16 protein-coding genes are annotated in these 18482 nt (G+C 72.1%); 8 read left to right on the top strand and 8 right to left on the bottom strand.

Annotated features, from left to right (window positions below; genetic code table 11):
* Positions 1–5: 5 nt before the first annotated feature.
* Positions 6–1424: a PAS domain-containing protein gene (locus tag AB0M27_RS04245; protein ID WP_365717735.1), complete on the bottom strand. Its 1419-nt coding sequence runs from the start codon at positions 1422–1424 to the stop codon at positions 6–8.
* Between the two features lie 354 nt (positions 1425–1778).
* On the opposite strand from AB0M27_RS04245, the gene AB0M27_RS04240 reads away from it, so the two are divergent.
* Together AB0M27_RS04240 and AB0M27_RS04235 are read left to right on the top strand one after the other, a co-directional pair.
* Positions 1779–2471 (top strand): metal-dependent transcriptional regulator, encoded by a 693-nt coding sequence (locus AB0M27_RS04240; protein ID WP_020940714.1) that lies wholly within the window; start codon positions 1779–1781, stop codon positions 2469–2471.
* Positions 2472–2794: 323 nt separating this feature from the next.
* Complete coding sequence (locus AB0M27_RS04235) at positions 2795–3694, top strand: alpha/beta hydrolase (RefSeq protein WP_365717733.1); 900 nt, start codon at positions 2795–2797, stop codon at positions 3692–3694.
* A gap of 9 nt (positions 3695–3703) precedes the next feature.
* Here the strand turns inward: AB0M27_RS04235 and AB0M27_RS04230 are convergent, their stop codons facing one another.
* From AB0M27_RS04230 to AB0M27_RS04220, 3 genes are all read right to left on the bottom strand, one after another.
* Positions 3704–5290 (bottom strand): transporter, encoded by a 1587-nt coding sequence (locus AB0M27_RS04230; protein ID WP_365717731.1) that lies wholly within the window; start codon positions 5288–5290, stop codon positions 3704–3706.
* The gene (locus AB0M27_RS04225; RefSeq protein ID WP_365717729.1) at positions 5287–6063 is read right to left on the bottom strand and encodes an ABC transporter ATP-binding protein; all 777 of its coding nucleotides are present in this window, start codon (positions 6061–6063) and stop codon (positions 5287–5289) included. The genes AB0M27_RS04230 and AB0M27_RS04225 overlap by 4 nt, the downstream gene beginning before the upstream one ends.
* Before the next feature lie 140 nt (positions 6064–6203).
* Entirely contained in the window at positions 6204–6869 is a 666-nt protein-coding gene (locus AB0M27_RS04220) for a bifunctional DNA primase/polymerase (protein WP_365717727.1), read from the bottom strand.
* Between the two features lie 289 nt (positions 6870–7158).
* Here AB0M27_RS04220 and AB0M27_RS04215 point away from each other — a divergent pair, with 289 nt between their 5' ends.
* Together AB0M27_RS04215 and AB0M27_RS04210 are read left to right on the top strand one after the other, a co-directional pair.
* Positions 7159–8544: a transcriptional regulator gene (locus tag AB0M27_RS04215; RefSeq protein ID WP_365717725.1), complete on the top strand. Its 1386-nt coding sequence runs from the start codon at positions 7159–7161 to the stop codon at positions 8542–8544.
* Between the two features lie 195 nt (positions 8545–8739).
* Complete coding sequence (locus tag AB0M27_RS04210; protein ID WP_365717723.1) at positions 8740–10353, top strand: hypothetical protein; 1614 nt, start codon at positions 8740–8742, stop codon at positions 10351–10353.
* Between the two features lie 43 nt (positions 10354–10396).
* On the opposite strand, the gene AB0M27_RS04205 is transcribed toward AB0M27_RS04210, so the two are convergent.
* Complete coding sequence (locus AB0M27_RS04205; protein WP_365718183.1) at positions 10397–11713, bottom strand: ABC transporter substrate-binding protein; 1317 nt, start codon at positions 11711–11713, stop codon at positions 10397–10399.
* Positions 11714–11830: 117 nt separating this feature from the next.
* Between AB0M27_RS04205 and AB0M27_RS04200 the strand changes: the two genes are divergently transcribed.
* Both AB0M27_RS04200 and purU read left to right on the top strand, forming a co-directional pair.
* Positions 11831–12331 carry a hypothetical protein gene (locus AB0M27_RS04200; RefSeq protein WP_365717721.1) on the top strand — a complete coding sequence of 167 codons (501 nt, stop codon included), beginning with the start codon at positions 11831–11833 and terminating at the stop codon, positions 12329–12331.
* A gap of 99 nt (positions 12332–12430) precedes the next feature.
* On the top strand, positions 12431–13309 hold the full coding sequence (gene purU, locus AB0M27_RS04195; RefSeq protein WP_365717719.1) for a formyltetrahydrofolate deformylase: 879 nt from the start codon (positions 12431–12433) through the stop codon (positions 13307–13309).
* 120 nt (positions 13310–13429) lie between these two features.
* On the opposite strand, the gene AB0M27_RS04190 is transcribed toward purU, so the two are convergent.
* On the bottom strand, positions 13430–14854 hold the full coding sequence (locus tag AB0M27_RS04190; protein WP_365717717.1) for a zf-HC2 domain-containing protein: 1425 nt from the start codon (positions 14852–14854) through the stop codon (positions 13430–13432).
* Entirely contained in the window at positions 14851–15420 is a 570-nt protein-coding gene (locus tag AB0M27_RS04185) for a sigma-70 family RNA polymerase sigma factor (protein WP_365717715.1), read from the bottom strand. Before AB0M27_RS04185 ends, AB0M27_RS04190 begins: the two co-directional genes overlap by 4 nt.
* A 347-nt stretch (positions 15421–15767) precedes the next feature.
* On the opposite strand from AB0M27_RS04185, the gene AB0M27_RS04180 reads away from it, so the two are divergent.
* Together AB0M27_RS04180 and AB0M27_RS04175 are read left to right on the top strand one after the other, a co-directional pair.
* On the top strand, positions 15768–16142 hold the full coding sequence (locus AB0M27_RS04180) for an STAS domain-containing protein (protein ID WP_365717713.1): 375 nt from the start codon (positions 15768–15770) through the stop codon (positions 16140–16142).
* A gap of 187 nt (positions 16143–16329) precedes the next feature.
* Positions 16330–16842 carry an EF-hand domain-containing protein gene (locus AB0M27_RS04175; RefSeq protein ID WP_365717711.1) on the top strand — a complete coding sequence of 171 codons (513 nt, stop codon included), beginning with the start codon at positions 16330–16332 and terminating at the stop codon, positions 16840–16842.
* A 40-nt stretch (positions 16843–16882) separates the two neighbouring features.
* Here the strand turns inward: AB0M27_RS04175 and AB0M27_RS04170 are convergent, their stop codons facing one another.
* The gene (locus AB0M27_RS04170; RefSeq protein WP_365717709.1) at positions 16883–18391 is read right to left on the bottom strand and encodes an AMP-binding protein; all 1509 of its coding nucleotides are present in this window, start codon (positions 18389–18391) and stop codon (positions 16883–16885) included.
* Positions 18392–18482 lie beyond the last annotated feature (91 nt).

Below are 18482 nucleotides of genomic sequence, written 5' to 3'. Positions count from 1 at the left end.
GCGGGCTACCCGGGGGGCTGCTTCTCCCGCACCGCCTCCGCCAGGTCCAGAGCCGCCGCGATGCGGACCGCCACGTCCTCTGCGTATGCCGTGTCGGACCGCTCGAAGCGGCTGCGGCCGGAGCCGCGCAGGAAGGTCACCACGCCCAGCGTCCGCCCCCGGCTGCGCAGGACCGCGCACAGGGCGTGCACCGCGTCGCCGGGCCACTGCCGGGCCAGCGCCCATTCCCGCGCCCGCTGTTCCGGGACCGACCCGGCGTCCGCGCGTACGGCCCCGGCCCGCTCCACGCACTGCAGCGCCGGATGGCCCGGCTCGTAGCGCACGGGCAGCCCGGCGGCGCCGGTGAGCAGGCTCGGCCCCGGTGCTCCGGCGGGCGTCGCGGCGAGCCGTACCAGCCGTACGGCCGTCTCCTCGCCCTCGGAGCCCTCTGGACCCGCCGAGCGCGGGGAAGGCACCGTACGGTCGATCAAGGCGTGGTCGGCGAAGCCGGCGAGGGCGAAGTCGAGGTGGACGGTGGCCGCCTCGGCCGGGTCCTCGCACTCGGCGGCGGCGCGCGCGGCCCGATGCAGCTGGTTGGAGCGGAAGCGCAGCAGGGCCGCTTCCTGCTCGCCCTGTTTGGCCTCGGTGACGTCCTGGAACAGCCAGCCGACGCCGAGCGGCACGGGTTCCTCCGCGAGCGGCGAGGCCAGCCGTACGAAGCCGTTCCGCCAGCAGCGCCGCTTCTCGCTCCCCTGGGTGCGTACGGTCACCCACATCTCGGCGGGCGCGGGCGGCGCGCCTTCGGCCAGTACATGGGTGAGCGCGGCCTCCAGTTCCTCCACGCCCTGTGCGAGCAGTTCGCCGAGCGGCCGGCCCAGCGCGGAGGTACGCCCGATGCCGAGCGCGCGGGCCGCGTGGGCGTTGACGACGGCGGGCCGCAGGTCGGCGTCGATGAGTACGACTCCCCAGGCGGCGTCCTCGAACAGTGCCTCGCTCAGCGCGATCGACCGCTCCAGGTCGATCTGGGCGTGCACTTCGCTGAACGCGCAGTACACCCCGGCGGGTTTGCCGTCGGGTCCGCGTACGGCGGCGGACTGGGTCCGTACGAGCACCCGCCCGCCGTTCTTCGTGACCAGCGCGAACTCGTGCACCTGCCGCCCGGGTGCCTGCATCACCGACATCAGCCGGGCGTGCACCTCCTCGGCGTCGGCGCTGCGCACCGCCCATCCGGCGAACCCGTGCCGCCCTACGGCCTCGGCGGCCGTCCATCCGAGGATGCGTTCGGCCTCCCGGTTCCAGTGCGTGACGACCCCGTCGGCGTCGAAGGCGCACAGAGCCGCGTCCATGCCGTCGAGCAGTGCGGCGAGCAGATCGGATCCACCTGACTCACCGGGCTCGTCCGGCCCGAGTGCATCGGTGATCCCACTCCGCCGGGAAGCACTCACCTGGACCCCCTGGAGGCTGCGTCGGCGCGCTTACGGCGCACGGTTCGCTCACTGGGCTTCATCTAACTGGAACGTGACCCAGCCCACATCCTGTTCCCGCAAGATTGGTCCCACAAGATTGAACACATCTGCCCCGAAGCGAAGGCACCGCGGCGCCCCCCCCCGAAGGGGCGCGGGAAACTGCGCGATCAGGCCACGACGACCCCCATCCGGCAACGGACACGGACCCCCATGGCGGTCACCCGTATCGGCCCGTTCCGCCGGAGGCCCCCGCTTGTCAGTCGGATCCGGCAGAATTGGTGCCAGGGCCAGCGCACGCGCCGGGCTGCCGGCAGAGGTAATCGAGGGGCACGTATGTCCGGACTGATCGACACCACGGAGATGTATCTCCGCACCATCCTCGAACTCGAAGAGGAAGGCGTCGTCCCCATGCGCGCCCGCATCGCGGAGCGGCTGGACCAGAGTGGGCCGACGGTGAGCCAGACGGTGGCGCGTATGGAGCGCGACGGGCTCGTCTCCGTCGCCAGCGACCGGCATCTGGAGCTGACCGACGAGGGGCGCAGGCTCGCCACGCGTGTGATGCGCAAGCACAGGCTGGCCGAGTGTCTCCTCGTCGATGTGATCGGCCTGGAGTGGGAGCAGGTGCACGCGGAGGCCTGCCGCTGGGAGCACGTGATGAGCGAGGCCGTCGAGCGGCGCGTGCTGGAGCTGTTGCGGCACCCGACCGAGTCGCCGTACGGCAATCCGATCCCGGGTCTGGAGGAGCTGGGCGAGAAGGACGGTGCCGATCCGTTCCTGGACGAGGGCATGGTCTCGCTGGCGGACCTGGACGCGGGCACGGACGGCAAGACGGTCGTCGTCCGCCGTATCGGTGAGCCGATCCAGACGGACGCGCAGCTGATGTACACGCTGCGGCGCGCTGGTGTGCAGCCCGGGTCCGTGGTGAGTGTGACGGAGTCGGCGGGCGGTGTGCTGGTGGGCAGCGGCGGTGAGGCGGCCGAGCTGGAGGCGGACGTCGCCTCGCATGTGTTCGTGGCCAAGCGCTGAGCAGGAGAGGGCCCCGGCGCCTTGCGGCGCCGGGGCCTGTCCTCCCCTGTGCTGACCCGGAGCCCCGAGCTCTCAGGGTCATCCCCTCGGACCGTTTTTCCCCGAGCGGTCCGCCTCCCGCAGAAGTGATCCCCTCGGTGGCGGCGATCATTCCTTCAGGGGTGTCACTCGAATGAGGGGTGTTATCCGCAGATGGGGATTTTTCGAATAAATATTCGATAGTCTCCCGAGGGTAGGACGAGCACGACAGCGACAGCAGCGAGTACGAGCGAGTACGGCAGTACACCGGTACGAGGCAGGCGGAGCTGGGGGGTGCCAGGCCGATGGCACGGCGTATCGACGTGACGGGAGCGGGTGGGGTGCGCCTCGCCGCCTGGGAGTTCGCCGACCCTCCCAAGACGGGACTGGATCCGGCGGACGACCAGATGGGCGGCCGGGCGGACGCGCCGCCCGGCGCTCCGGGCGTGCTGTTACTTCACGGCCTGATGGGCCGTGCCTCTCACTGGGCCTCCACCGCCCGCTGGCTCGCCGCACGTCACCGTGCGGTCGCCCTCGACCAGCGCGGACACGGCCAGAGCGAGAAGCCCCCACAGGCCGCCTACACCCGCGAGGCCTATGTCGAGGACGCCGAGGCCGCCCTCGAACAGCTCGGCCTCGCCCCCGCGCTCCTGATCGGCCACGCCATGGGCGCGCTGACCGCCTGGCAGCTCGCCGCGAAGCGCCCCGAACTGGTCCGGGGCCTGATCATCTGCGACATGCGGGCCTCCGCCCTGGGCGCCGCCTCGCAGCGGGAGTGGGCGGACTGGTTCAGGGCCTGGCCCGTTCCCTTCGCCACGCTGGCCGACGTGCGCAAGTGGTTCGGTGAGGACGATCCCTGGGTGGAGCGGCCGAATCCGGCGCGTGGGGAGTTCTACGCCGAGGTGATGCACGAAAGCGCCGACGGCTGGCGGCCGGTGTTCGAGCCGGAGCAGATGCTCCGGTCCCGTGAGACCTGGGTGTACGACGCGCACTGGGAGGAACTGGCCCAGGTGCGGTGCCCGACGCTGGTGGTGCGCGGGGTGGACGGGGAACTGGGGCGGGCGGAGGCGCAGGAGATGGTGCGGGTGCTGCCGGCGGGGGAGTACGCGGAGGTTTCCGACGCCGGTCACCTCGCCCATTACGACATGCCGGGGGCTTGGCGGGCTGCTGTCTCGCCGTTTCTCGACCGGGTGCTCGGGGATTGAGGAGCTGCTCTACCCCTTGCTCACAGCCGTGAGGATCTCCGGCAGCCGCGCTGCCGTCCTCGGAGCCGCCAGGTGCAGGCCCAGCCAGGTGAGCGTCGCGCCGTACGCCGCGCCCACCGGCAGCAGCAGCCATCTCCAGTCCGCCCCGCCCGCGCTCACGTGGAGCCAGATGGTGAGGGTGATGACGGGGGAGCAGAGCAGGGCCGCTGCGATCATGCCGCCGAAGATCGAGATCCAGGCGAGGCCCGCCTGGCCGGGGACGACGTTCTTGTGGCCCTCCTGAGGGATGGAGTAGGGGAAGCGGGCCGAGGTCCAGGCGCCGGTCGCGAGCATCGCCCCGAGCAGCGCGAAGGACAGCCCGAGCACCTCCGGCAGCCGGGTCCAGGCGCCGAGGAGGGCCGTCGTCACCACCGTCACGAGCGCCGCGTAGGGGAGGGTGATCAGCAGCAGGGCCAGGGCGCGGCCGCGCAGCTCGGCGTAGGCGTCCCGGGGTGAGGAGATGGCCATGGCCACCATCCAGAACGCGGAGGTGTCCTGCCCGAACTGGTTGTACATCTGGATGCCGAGCATCCCGGCGGCGAAGCACGCGAAGTAGATCGACCCGGTGCCCTGCACCGCGTTGAACACCGGCACGATCAGCCCGATCGCCAGCGAGGTCACCCAGGCGGCCTTGGTCTTCGGGTCCCGCCAGACGTAGCGCAGGCTGCGTTCCATGACCGTGCCCGTGCGGTCCTGCGGCAGCAGCCGGCCCAGTCCGGTGGCCGAGCGGCTGCGGACCGCGGCGTCGGCCGGCTGCAGCGTGGAGGCGTCGGGCGCCGTCATCAGCCGGGTCAGACTCCGCGCCCACACGACGATCAGCGCCGCCAATCCAGCGGCCGCGACAAGGAGTTGGGCGGTCGCGACGCCGTACGACCCTTCGCTCGCCGCGCGCACCGCCGCCACCGCCGACGCCGGCGGCACCCAGGACAGCACGTCCGCGACCGGCTGCAACTGGCCGAGCCCGGCCGAACCCAGCTGCCGCGCCCCGAAGTTGACCAGCTGCGCCCCGATCGCGATCACCAGCCCGCTCAGCACGGCCAGATCGCGGCCCTTTCTGCTGGTCAGCAGCCGTACGTTGGCCGTGGCGACGGCCCGTGCCAGCGCCACGCAGACCAGCAGGGCGAGAGCTACGGCGACGACGGAAACGACGTATCCGGCCGCGCCCCGCGCCAGCGAGAGCGCGCAGCCCGCCAGGACCAGCAGCGTGAACAGCGGGCCGATGCCGACCAGGGAGGCCGCGAGCAGTGCCCGGACCAGCGGGCGGGGACGCAGCGGGAGCATCACCAGCCGGGTCGGGTCCAGCGTCTCGTCGCCGGTCGGGAAGAACAGCGGCAGCACCGCCCAGCCCAGCGCCAGCACGGCCGTACCCGGGACGGCGACGGCGTCGGCGTGCGCGTGCCCGTGCAGCGCGAGCAGACCCAGCAGTTGCAGCAGGGCGAACAGGACCGCGATGACCGCCGAGACGACGAACGCGGCCCGCCGGCCGCCGGACTGCCGCAGCCCGCCCCGCAGCAGTGACAGTTTCAGCCGTACGACGGTGGAGGTGAGGTTCGTCATCGGGCCGCCCCGCCGCCCAGCCAGTCCAGATCGGACCCGGCGTCCCGGCCGCTCGCCCCGACCAGCTCCAGGAACGCCCCCTGGAGCGTCGGGTGCGTGCCGCGCACCTCGGCCAGCGGGCCGGTGGCGCGGATGCGTCCCGCCGCCATCACCGCGACCCAGTCGCACAGCGACTCGACCAGCTCCATGACGTGGGAGGAGAAGACGACGGTGGCGCCGGAGGCGGTGTACCGCTCGAGGACGCCTCGGATGGTCTGCGCGGACACCGGGTCGACACCCTCGAACGGCTCGTCCAGGAAGAGCACCTCGGGATTGTGCAGGAGCGCGGCCGCGAGCCCGATCTTCTTGCGCATGCCGGTCGAGTAGTCGACGACGAGCTTGTGCTGGGCGCCGGCCAGGTCGAGGACGTCCAGCAGCTGCGTGGCCCGCTTGTCGACCTCGGCCCCCGGCAGTCCGCGCAGCCGCCCCGAGTACCCGAGCAGCTCCCGCCCCGACAGCCGCTCGAACAGCCGCAGCCCTTCGGGAAGGACGCCGATCCTCGCTTTCACGGCCACGGGATCCCGCCACACGTCATGCCCGACGACCTCGACGGTCCCGCCGTCCGGCCGCAGCAACCCGGTCGCCATGGACAGGGTGGTGGTCTTCCCGGCCCCGTTGGGCCCGACCAGCCCGAGGAACTTCCCGGCGGGCAGATCCAGATCGATCCCCCCGACGGCAACCTGCTGCCCGAACTGCTTCCAGAGCCCTCGTACGCGCACTGCGACTTCGGTCATGGATGAAGGCTACGACCCGTGCGGCGCCCCGAAGGCGCGGGACTGTGCCTGATATGCGACTCCGCCGCGTGGGCGCGAGCACCCACGACGGTCCCGCAGCCGCCGACGCACGGAAACCACGCAGACGAGACGGCGAGCGGCTACCGATCCCGCCCGCAGGCGTACGCGAGCGGCGAGATCAACTCCTCCGCGTCCGGCAACCACCGATTCGCCGGGGTGGGCCGGCGAGCCCACTGCACGGCCCCCCGAGACCCGAATCGCGTCGGAGGAGCGGCCACATACGCCCCCTCACCCAGCGCCACGAGATCGAGGGACGACAACGTCCACCCCAGCTTCCGCACCAGCTCAGGCACCTTCACAGAACCCCCCGGCAGCACGAAGAAGTGCATCCGCCGATCCGGACTCAGCGTGACCGGCCCCAGCGTCGACTCCATCCGCTCCATACGGGCGAGGGCCAGAAACCCCGCACTCTCCGGGACGGACAACGCGTCGAACGTCCGCCCCGTCGGCAGCAGGATCGAAGCCGTCGGCTGCTTCTGCCACATCCGGCGCGCGACGGTCGGGCTGCCTGTCGCCTGCGTCGCCCAGTCGGGGCGCGCGGGGTGCGCACCCGGCGCAGGGCAGGAGGCGCCGCCGCACGAGCAGCGCTGGATTCCCTCGACCGCTTCCAGCCAGGTGCCCGGGAACACGTCCCAGTGCCGTTCCTCGGCGTAGCGTACGGCGGTCTCCAGCAGCGATTCCCCGCGTTGCTGCGGAATCTGACCGGCAATCTGAGTGTTTTCGGCGCCCGCGATCGTCTCTTCCACGCCCCTCTCAACTCCCGCACCCACCTGGAGTTACGGCTGTAGTGCGCGCGGGGGTGGAGCATCGATTCGGCAGTCGGGGCGCATGGGTGCACAGGCGGGGGCGCGCGGGAGGAAGCGGGGCGTGACCTGGGTAGGCAGGGGTGGGGATGGCATGCGCCTCTACCCCGGCAAACCGCACATGTCGCGCATTGACGGTATGTCAACTGGGCAGTGATCTTCCCGTACGGATCGTCACCGATCACTCGGCCGGAACTTCACGCTCCGGGGGTCGCAACGCAGGGGGTAGTCCATGGCCGCAAGGCCTCTCGTGGCGAGGCAGCCGAACGAACGGCTGCAGGCACTCATCCAGGAAGCGGGGTGCTCGAACGCCGGGCTGGCCCGGCGGGTCAACATGTGCGGCGCCGAGCACGGCCTCGACCTGCGCTACGACAAGACGTCCGTGGCCCGCTGGCTGCGCGGACAGCAGCCACGGGGCCGCGCCCCGGCGATCATCGCCGAGGCGCTCGGGCGCAAGCTCGGCCGTACGGTCACGATCGACGAGATCGGCATGGCCAACGGCAAGAACCTCGCCTCGGGGGTCGGTCTCCAGTTCTCGCCGACGGTACTGGGGGCCATCGAGCAGGTCTGCGAGCTGTGGCGCAGCGACGTGGGCCGGCGGGACTTCCTGTCCGGCTCCTCCGTCGCCGCCTCCGCGCTGGTCGAGCCCAGCCGGGACTGGCTGATCTCGGCGCCGGACGCCCAGGTGGCCCGGCAGGCGGGCCCGCGGGTGGGGCAGGCCGACGTGGCGGCCGTACGGTCCGTGACGCAGGCGCTGACCGACCTGGACCACCAGTTCGGCAGCGGGCATGTGCGCCCGGTCGTGGCGCACTACCTCAACAGCGTCGTCTCCGGGCTCCTCGCCGGCTCGTACCGGGAGACGGTCGGGCGGGAACTCTTCGCGTCCGTCGCCCGGTTGACCGAGCTCGCCGGGTACATGGCCGTGGACACCGGACAACCGGGGCTGGCCCAGCGGTACTACATCCAGTCGCTGCGGCTCGCGCAGGCCGCCGGGGACCGGGGGTACGGCGGTTACGTCCTCGCCGCGTCGATGAGCCACCTCGCCGCCCAGCTCGGAAACCCGCGGGAGATCGCCCAGTTGGCGCGGGCGGCGCAGGAAGGGGCGCGCGGGCACGTGACCCCGCGCGTGGAGGCGATGTTCCACGCGGCCGAGGCACGCGGGCACGCCCTGCTCGGCGACGGGCGCGCGGCGCAGGCGTCCATCGGGCGGGCGGTGACGGCGATGGAGCAGGCGGACGGGTCCTCCGGCGACGACCCGGTGTGGATCCGGCACTTCGACGAGGCCTATCTCGCCGACGAGTTGGCGCACTGCCACCGCGATCTCGGCCAGAGCGAGCAGGCGGCCCGGTACGCCGAGCAGTCGCTGGCCGGGCACCCGGAGTCCCGGGCCCGGCGGCGCGCCATCGGTTATGTGCTGCTCGCCACGGCCCAGGTGCAGCAGCGGGAGGTCGAACAGGCCTGCAGCACCGGTCTGAAGGCGGTGGAGCTGCTGGAGACGCTCCGCTCCAACCGGGGCGCCGAGTATCTGGAAGATCTCCAGCAGCGCCTGGAACCCTTCCGGGAGGAGGCGGTGGTACGGGAGTTCGGGGCGCGCCTCGAACTCCAGCAGGCGGCGTGAACACCGGCCCCGCGGCTGCGTGAACGCACGGCGAACGGCACCCGGATCCCGAGGGTGTCAGGTCGGCGCGCCGCGGGCGGTTTTGTTACCGCTGTCACAGGGAAGAAGATCGCGCCCTGAGCTGCATGGCACCCGGCTCGGGGGACCCGGTAGCGTGAGCCCGATTCACAAGGTCCCCCATTGGTAGGAGTCCCGGTGACGCAGAGTGGACAGGGCGAGGAGCCGTCGGCGCGGCCCGCGCGCGAAGGCATCGTGCTGCCCTCCGACGGAGGCGAGCCCTTGCTGCCCGGCATGACCGGCGCGCCCGCCCCCGCGGCCCCGGCAGGCGGGCAGGCCTGGGGCGGCTCCTGGGGGCCCGAGCAGCAGGCGCCCCAGCCGGGCCAGGGCTGGCCCCCGGCGGCGGCCCCGCAGTGGCACACCCCGGACGCCCCGCACCAGCAGCCGCCCGCCGCGAACCCCGGCCCGCTGCCCCCGGAGGGCGCCCCGGCCCCGTCGTACGGTCAGACGCCGTCGTACGACCACTCCGGCGCGCAGGGCGGCGGCTACGGCGCCGGCCAGCAGCCCGGGTACGGCGCGGCACCCGATCCGTACCAACAGCATCAGCAGCAGTCGTATCCGCAGCCGTCGGGTGCCGCGCCGCTTCCGCCGGCCTTGCCGGACGCCTACCCGGGCGCCGGTGCCCCGCTGCCCGCGGCGGACGAGGGTGCGACGCAGTACATACCGCCGGTGCAGGCGGCGGCCGCCCCCGAGGGCGCCACGCAGTACCTGCCGCCCGTGCCGGCGGTCCCCGCCGACGAGGGCGCGACCCAGTACATCCCGCCGGTGGCGCCCGGCGCGCTGCCGCCCGAGTCGGGCGGCCAGGAGACGCGCTACCTCGGCCGCGTCCAGCGGCAGGCGCCCGCGCCGGCGTCGCCCGATGCGCAGGCCACCCAGTACATCCCGCCGTACGCCGCGCAGGCGCAGAACCAGCCGCAGGGCGGGAACCAGCAGCCGTCGGACGGGTTCGACCACCTCTTCCGGGGCGGCCCGGCGGGCGACGGCCCGGCCGGCGCGACCCAGCAGATGCCGCGCGTCCAGCAGTCGGACGCCTACCCCGGCCCGGCGCAGTACGGCGCCCCGCAGCCCTCGTACGGCGCCCAGCAGCCGTCGTACGCCCCCGCACACGACGACGACCCGCCCCGGACCCGGTCGCGGGTGCCGCTGATCGCCGCGATCGGTGTCGGCATCGTCGTCATCGGCGTGGGCGTCGGCGCCCTGCTCAGCGGTGGGGATGGCAAGGACCAGGGCGCTGACGGCAAGACGGTCGCGGCCACGTCCGCTGCTCCCGGCCAGGGCTCCTCGGCGGCCGCAGACCCGGCCCGGCAGCAGGCGGTCGAACTGGACAAGCTGCTCGCCGACAGCGGCAGCAGCCGCGCCACGGTGATCAAGTCGGTGGCCGACGTCAAGAACTGCGACAACCTCGACGGGTCCGCCTCCGCCCTGCGGGACGCGGCCAAGCAGCGCAACGACCTGGTGACCCGGCTCGGCAGGCTGTCCGTGGACAAGCTGCCGAACAACGGCGACCTCACCGCCGCGCTGACCCAGGCCTGGCAGGCGTCCGCCGCGGCCGACAACCACTACGCGGCCTGGGCCGATCAGGCCAAGAACCACAAGGTCTGCCGCAAGGGCCACGCCCGCACCACGGGCGAGACCCTGGCCGGCAACCGGGCGAGCGGCACCGCCAGCGCGCAGAAGGTGAAGGCGGCGGCGCTGTGGAACGCGATCGCGCAGAAGTACGGCCTGACCCGGCGCCAGCCCACCCAGCTGTGAGTACCCGGCCGTGACGGGTGCTTGAGGGACGCGCCGGCGGGCGTCACTGCACGTCGGCGTTCTCCAGCGTCCGCGTCATGTCGGTGGTGCCGTCGAGTCCGCCGACGCCCTTGCGGGCGGCGACCAGCTTGCCGCCCTGGACCACCTGCAGGGTGACGTCGGCGTTGACCATCCGCGGGAAGCCGACCGCGGCCAGCTTGCTGGAGTGGGTCCAGTGCAGGGCCGGGGTGAGACCGCCGGTGGAGACCCGCAGGCCGCCGTCGAGGGTGCGGCGCACGGAGTCGGCGGTCACGTCCCCGCCGCCGATCTTGTCCAGGACGGCCTTCAGTACGGTGTAGGCGATCCAGGTGGTCTGCACTCCGGCGTCCGCGGGGTCGATGCGGGTGTCGCCGAACGCCTCCTCGTTGATCACCTTCTTCATCGGGTCCCACCGCGAGTCCGAGGCCGGCGGATACCAGCCGGTGATGTAGGCCCCCTCGTACGCCCCGCCGGTGGCGTTGATCACGGTCTGGTCGACGCTGCCGAGCACGGTCGCGAGCCGTACGGAGGGGAAGTTCCCGCGGACCCGCCGGAAGGAGTCCAGGAAGGTGTCGGTGCGGTCGCCGAGCTCGGGGACCACACAGCCCTTCTTCGTGGGGTCCTTGCTGGCATAGCGCAGCGCCTCGTCGGCCTGGTCGCCGTACTCGGTGGAGTCCTCCTCGGCGAGCTGGTCGCCGGCCTTGGCGTGCCCGCCCGACTGCAGTCCGGAGTCGAGCAGCACGGGCAGCTCGTCGCCGGCGATGCTGTCGGGGCGGACCAGGGAGATGTTGCCGCAGGAGGCCGCGAGGGCCTTGCCGAGACCGGCGAGCAGGGCGGGCTGGCCGCCGTTGACCGGGTACGACATCTGGCCGGTGAACTCGTCGTTGGTGACGCCGTAGCCGCCTATGTAGGGGATGCCGGCGCCCTCCAGCGGGGCGAAGTAGGAGTCGGTGAACTGGCTGTAGGAGCCGACGACCGCGACCACGTTCTCGTCGGCCGCGTACCGGGCGCACTTGGCGGCGCCCACGCTGTCGTTGTGGTCGTTGCAGGTCAGGACCTTCAGCTTGCGGCCGTTGATGCCGCCGTGCGCGTTGATCCACTTGGCGTAGGCGAGGGCCATCGCGGGCATGCCGGGCTTGTTGGTGGCGTCGGTGTCCTGCGGCGCCCAGGTCATCACCTTGACCGGGTCATCCCCGGAACCCCCCGTGGCACCGGGGATGACCCCGCATCCGGCGGTGAGCGACGCACAGAGAGCCACGGCGCCGGCGGTCAGGGCGGTGGCTCTGCCGGGGCGGAAGGACGAATGGAGGAATGTACTAAAAGCGCGTCGCCTGCCGGTCATGTGCATGCACGATTCCCTCACACGACGAACCGGCGAGTGACCCTGAGTCAATGAGGAGTGACATCGAGGTGAATTACAGGGGCCAGTGAGGCCGGTGTGGCGGAGATCGTACGATCTATGACCGTGCAAGCTCCGGAGAACCCTTCCCGTCGTGGCCGTCGCTCCTCCACCATGGGCGGCATGCCCCTAAGCGACATGCCGTGGTGGCGCTGGCGCAGCAATGTGCGCTCGGCGCTGCACATGCTCTCCGATCCCCCGTTCCAGCGGGACGTCTGGCTGGCCGGCGTGGACGGGTACGGCGACGTCACGGACGCCGTCTACCGGCTGGTGGAGGACACCTGGCTGGACAACTGGTCCGCGGAGAAGTACGTCGGCACGATATTCCGCGACTCGCAGGAGGCGGCGCTGGTGGACACCGCCGTGCTGCGGGTGCTGCGGATCATGCACCAGGTCGGACCGGACGCGCCGGTCGCCGCGTATCTCGACCACCAGGGGTGGCCGGAGGCGGTGCGGGCGGCGCGGGACGCGCACGTCCGGATGGCGACGAGTGACGGGGACGACCCGGACGCGCCGCCGAAGAGCCTGGAAGTGCTGCGGATCCTGACGCGGACCGCGTAGGCGTCGCGCCCCGTCGTCCCGCCCTCACGTCCCGCCCCGCCATCCCGTCCTGCGGGACGATCACCCACGGCGGGCGGTCGTCGTGAGAACCTGTAGTGCATGAACGAGCAGCCCGCGCCCGCGGCCCCGGCCGACCAGTACGTCCTCACCCTCTCCTGCCCGGACAAGCAGGGCATCGTGCACGCCGTGTCGAGCTACCTCTTCATGACCGGCTGCAACATCGAGGACAGCCAGCAGTTCGGCGACCACGACACGGGTCTGTTCTTCATGCGCGTCCACTTCTCGGCCGAGCCGCCGGTGACGGTGGAGAAGCTGCGGGCGAGCTTCGCGGCGATCGGTGACTCCTTCCACATGGACTGGCAGATCAACCGGGCCGACGAGAGGATGCGGATCCTGCTCATGGTCAGCAAGTTCGGGCACTGCCTGAACGACCTGCTGTTCCGGGCCCGGATCGGTGCGCTGCCGGTGGAGATCGTGGGCGTGGTCTCGAACCACACCGAGTTCGAGGAGCTGGTGGGCTCCTACAACATCCCCTTCCACCACATTCCGGTGACGAAGGACACGAAGTCGCAGGCCGAGGCGAAGCTGCAGGACATCGTGCGCGAGGAGGGCGTCGAGCTGGTCGTCCTGGCCCGCTATATGCAGGTCCTCTCGGACGACCTGTGCAAGCAGCTCAGCGGCCGGATCATCAACATCCACCACTCCTTCCTGCCGAGCTTCAAGGGCGCGAAGCCGTATCACCAGGCGCACGCCAGGGGGGTCAAGCTCATCGGGGCGACCGCGCACTATGTGACCGCCGACCTGGACGAGGGGCCGATCATCGAGCAGGAGGTGGAGCGGGTGGGGCACGACGTGACCCCGGATCAGCTGGTCGCGATCGGCCGGGATGTGGAGTGCCAGGCGCTGGCGCGGGCGGTGAAGTGGCATGCGGAGCGGAGGATCCTGCTCAACGGGCGCCGTACGGTGGTGTTCGCCTAGCAGCTCGGGGCGTGCGGTCGTCGGGCGGCTGCGGGTCCGTCGTGGCTTGTCGCGCCCACGCGGCGGAGCCGCATATCGATACAGCCCCGCGCCCCTTTGGGGCGCCTGCGCAACCCGCCCCTACAGTCGGCTCAACCCCGCCGTGGCGAACAGCACGTCCCTGATCGCCTCCCGGTCACCGACTTGCCCCGCCGCAGCCTCCTCCGGCGACACCCGGCCGGCGGCCAGGCGGCAGAACTCCACGCCGTCCAGCGCCACGTGGGCCACCTCCAGGTCCGCGGAGGCCACCGCTGCCGGTGAGTCCAGCGGGATCAGCCACTCGCCGCCCGCCGCACCCTCGATCTCCAGCCGCAGGCTGCGGCCGGGCTCGCCGGCGAGGCCGAGGTGGCGGCCGCGGGCCGGGGACGCCAGCCCGGTCTGCCGCCGCCGCGCCAGCGCGTCGGGCAGCATCCGGCTCGCGAGGTCGATCATCTTGTTCAGGTGGCGCGGCGCGGGCGGCTGGTACGGGTAGTCCACCGCCTCCGCGATGTCCTCGGCGTGCACCCAGCACTCGAAGGCCCGGTCCAGCATCGCGTCGTGCAGCGGCAGCTCGAAGTCGCCGTACGACACCGTCAGTCCGCCCGCCTGCCCACCGGTGAAGGACACCGTCCGCACCAGGCCGTGGCTCTGCTCCCGCCAGGGGCCGCGCACCGAGCGCGTCGGCGGGAAGTGGGAGGTCCGCCAGTACGCCTCGGTGCGCTCGGCCGGGCCCACCGCCTGCCGCGCGGCCGCGCCGACGACCTCGGTCAGCGGGTCCTCCAGGCCGAGCCCGACCGCGACCAGCCCGTCCACGGACAGCAGGTGCGCGATCACCCCCGCCACCGTCGTACGACGGCTCTTCGCCGCGTCGGCCTCGAACCACCGCAGCCGCACCGGCGCATGCCACTCCGCGTCCCCGAAGTCCTGCAGCAGGGCGTCCAGGCGGGCGGTCTCGGCGTCGTACGGCGCCCCCCACTCGGGGACCGGGATGCGCGGCGGACGGCGTTCCAGACAGCTCACCAGGACGCGGGTGCGCAGCCCCGGGTCCAGGTCGAGGCTTTCGGGCTGGTGCAGCAGGCCGACCGCCTCGCGCAGCCGGCGGGCCTCGTCGGCGCAGCTTCCGCAGGAGCCCAGGTGGTCCTCGACGGCGGCCGTCTCCGCCGCCGAGCAGGCGGCCAGCGCCCAGGCGCCGAGGAGCGATTTCAGGACGTCGTGCGGCAGGTCGAGCGGCACGGGCGCGAGGTCGTCCGGATCGGCGAGGTCCGGCAGCGGACGCCCGCCGTCCTCGACGGAGGCGCGGGGCGGCGGTATGCACGCCTGCCGGTCCGGCTCGGGCGCGCCGGTGCCGTTCGGGTCCTGTCCCGAGCCGCCGCCCGCGCCCTCGCCCGTGTGGCCGTTCTCAGCTCGGCCGCCGTCACCCTCGTACGGCTGCCGCTCGCGCTCGTACGGCTGCTCCTCGCGCCGCTCCTCGTCTCCCGGCCCCTCGTGCCCGTCGCCGCGTGCCTCGAACCCTCCCACCTCGCTCACACCGCACCCCCGTGTCCCGATGGGGTCCCGGCGTCATGGGCGGTGGAGAGCAGTTGCAGGCCGAGGCGGAGCCGGCGGCGGGCCTCGTCCTCGGTGACGCCGAGGTCGGCGGCGGTCTGGCGGTAGTCGCGGCGCTGGAAGTAGGCCAGGTCGAGGGCGGCGCGCAGCGGGGCGGGCATGGAGTGGACGATGTAGTCGGCGCGGGCGGCGACGGAGGCGCGGCGCACCCTGCGCTCCAGTTCCGCCACGGAGCCGCCGCCCCGGGGCAGCGCGGCGGCCTCGCTGTCGCGCAGCCGCTGCACGGCGAGCGAATGGGTGACCCCGGCGACCCAGGTGCGCAGCGGGCCCTTCTTGGGGTCGTAGGTCTCGGGGTGTTCCCAGAGGTGGGTGAAGACCTCGCGGGTGAGGGTGTCGGCGGCCTTCTCGTCGCCGAGGACGCGGTGGGCGAGGCCGTGCACGAGCGAGGCGAAGCGGTCGTACAGCTCGCCCAGGGCGGCGGCCTCACCGCGGGCGAGTCGCTGCTGCATCTTGCGGTCCCAGCGGGGTGGTACGTCCTTGGTGGCCATGCGGTCCCCTCTCCTCCCCTCACCCGTGTCCGGCCCGTCCAGCCTGTCTGCAACGTCTTCTCGAATGTAGTCGGCACGTCGGACAGCGCACGCCCCTTTGTGTCAATGCGCGCCCCCGGAAGGGCCGCAGGTGATAGTGCCCTCTACACATAACCTTCACACGAGGTGGGCGCATCTGTGACCGAACAGGATCGATAGTGACCGAAACAAGCCCCTTGTCGATCACGTCTGGTTTGTGGCTCGACGTTTCAGGGAACGGCCGCTGGGCAGCCGCGCGGAAGCAAGCGTAGGAACTGCTTCCGTTTCCGGGCGGTTCCGGGAGTTCCGGCGAGCGGAGGGGCAGCGACGTGGCATTCAAGGTGACGGGCGTCGAACAGGGCGAGTGGGCCGTGCTCCGGGTGTCCGGGGAGCTGGACCTGATGACCTCCCCGGTCCTGCGTCAACGTGTGCACGACGTCGTCGCCGACGGGCATCACAGCCTCGTCGTGGACCTCTCCGACGTCTTCTTCTGCGACTCCAGCGGGGTCGGCGTCCTCGTGGCCGCCCGCAGGCTGATCCGCTCCTGTCAGGGCCGGCTCCGGCTCATACTGCCCGACCGGGGGGCCGACGACGGCTCGCACGTCAACCGGGTCCTCGGCGCGCTCGGTGTCCGCCGGCTCTTCGACGTCCGGCCCGACATCGAGTCCGCGACGACGGACGAGGCGGGCCCGCTCTCGGCCTGACGCCCCGCCCGCGCCGCCTGCCCCTGTGCGACATGGCGACACTGTTGTCGCAAAATTCCCCCGGTCTTGGCACAACCACCGGATTACCGCCATCGGACGGCCACCCGCGTCATACGCTCCCTGCCAGGTCCCTCACGCACCCGTAGGACGACCCGAACGACGCACATGTAAGGCGGCCCGAACAGACATGGTCAGCACCGAGTACGAGCGCAGGATCGCAGCCCGGTTCGCCACCTTCGACCAGGACGGCAACGGCTGGATCGACCGCGAGGACTTCAGCGCGGCGGCCAAGGCACTCCTCGCCGAGTTCGCCGTGCCCGCACGCACCGACAAGGGGCAGGCCCTGTACGCCGGCGCGGAGGCGTTCTGGCAGGGCATGGCCGGGATCGCCGACCGGGACGGCGACCAGCGCATCACCCGCGAGGAGTTCGTCACCGGCGCGGTCAAGCGTCTGCGCGACAACCCCGAACGCTTCGCCGAGATCGCCCGCCCCTTCCTGCACGCGGCCCTCGCCGTGGCGGACACCGACGGGGACGGCCGGGCCACGGTCGCGGACACCGTACGCGTACTGCGGGTCTTCCACGTGCCGGACGACATCGCCCGGGCGACGGCCACCGCGCTGGACACCGACGGCGACGGCATGGTGGGCGAACCGGAGATCGTCCCGGCGTTCGCACGCTACTTCACCGTCCCCGAATAACCACGCCGCCCGAGGGCAAGCGGGCTGTTGTCCGAGCGGTTCAAGGGAGCGGTTCGGAGAACTGCTCCCGCAGCTTGTACTTCAGCACTTTCCGCAGGGTGTCGTTCCGGGGCAGCGCCTCCACCACCTCCAGCCGTTCCGGCAGCTTGTGGACGGACAGGCCCGAGGAGCGCAGGTACGAGACGACCTCCGGCAAGGTCAACCCGGCGGTCCCCGGAGGCTGTTCCACGACCGCGCAGACCAGCTCGCCCCGTTCCGCGTCCGGCAGGCCGATCACCGCCACGTCGGCCACGGACGGGTGCGCGGCGAGGAGGTCCTCGATCTCCTTGGCCGAGATGTTCTCGCCCTTGCGGATGATCACGTCCTTCACGCGGCCGGTGAGGACGAGATGGCCGGAGTCCGTCACATGGCCCAGGTCGCCGGTGCGCAGAAAGCCGTCGGGGTCGAAGGCGGCGGCCGTCTGGGCGGGGTCCAGATAGCCCCGGCAGACGGCCTCGCCGCGCAGCCGTATCTCGCCGTCGACGATGCGGATCTCCATGCCGGCCGGGGGGCGGCCCTCGGTCGTGGCCAGGTTCTCAGGGGTGTCGCGGGGGTCGCCCATGGTGATCATCGGGACCTCGGTCATGCCGTAGCCGTGGGTGAGCTGGACGTTCATTTCGCGGACCACGGAGTGGTAGACCTCGGGGGGTTTCGGCGCGCCGCCGCCCGCCAAAAGGCGCAGGCTCGGGATCAGCCTCTCGCCCGGTCGCTTGCGCTGCTCGGCGCGGAACATCGAGTAGAAGGCCGTGGCGCCGCCGGCCACCGTCACCTGGTGCCGCCGGTACTCCGCCAGCGCGTCCGGCAGCGCGAAGTGCTCGAACATCACCGCGGGGAAGCCGTAGAGCAGCAGCATCACCATGTAGTCGGGGCCGCCTATGTGGGCGTACGGGAAGGCGATCGAGCCGACGTCGTCCGGTGTCAGGTGCAGGGCGTGGGCGAGGCAGGAGCCGCCGGCGATCAGGGAGCGGTCGGTGTGCAGCACACCCTTGGGTTCGGAGGTGGTGCCGGAGGTCCAGTAGATCCAGCGGACCGAGGTGCCCTCGGCGGGCGGGGCGGGGAGCACGGACGGCTCGCCCTCGGGGAGGTCGTCGTACGCCTCGAAGATCCCCTTCGCGCCGAGACGGCGGGCCATCTCCGTGTGGTCGTGGCCCCGCCACACACCCGGGACCGCGAAGAACTCCGCCTTCGACTCGCGCAGCGCGAAGCCGACCTCCCGGTCCCGGTAGAAGGGGATCACCGGGGACTGCACGGCGCCCAGGCGGGCCAGGGCGAAGGACAGCAGGGCGGTCTCGATCCGGGTCGGCAGCTGCCAGGCGACCACCGTGCCGGGCCGTACGCCCACGTCGTACAGGCCCGCCGCCACCCGCTCGGCACGCGCGCGCAGCTCGCCGAAGGTGAGCGTGCGGTCCTGCTGGAGGAGAACCGGGCGGTCGGGGGTCAGGGCGGCGCGGCGGACGACAAGGTCCCACAGCGTGCGGGCGGAGCTCAGGGTGTGCGGGGTCTCGTTCATGTATACCCCCTGACCGGCTTGGCTGACGAACCGTCAGGTGTCATGCTATCTGACGGACCATCAGATGACTGCTGTCCGGCGGAGGGGAATC

The sequence above is a fragment of the Streptomyces sp. NPDC052107 genome (genome assembly GCF_040680215.1).
GTDB lineage: Bacteria > Actinomycetota > Actinomycetes > Streptomycetales > Streptomycetaceae > Streptomyces.
This window is presented reverse-complemented; position numbering and strand designations above follow the sequence as displayed.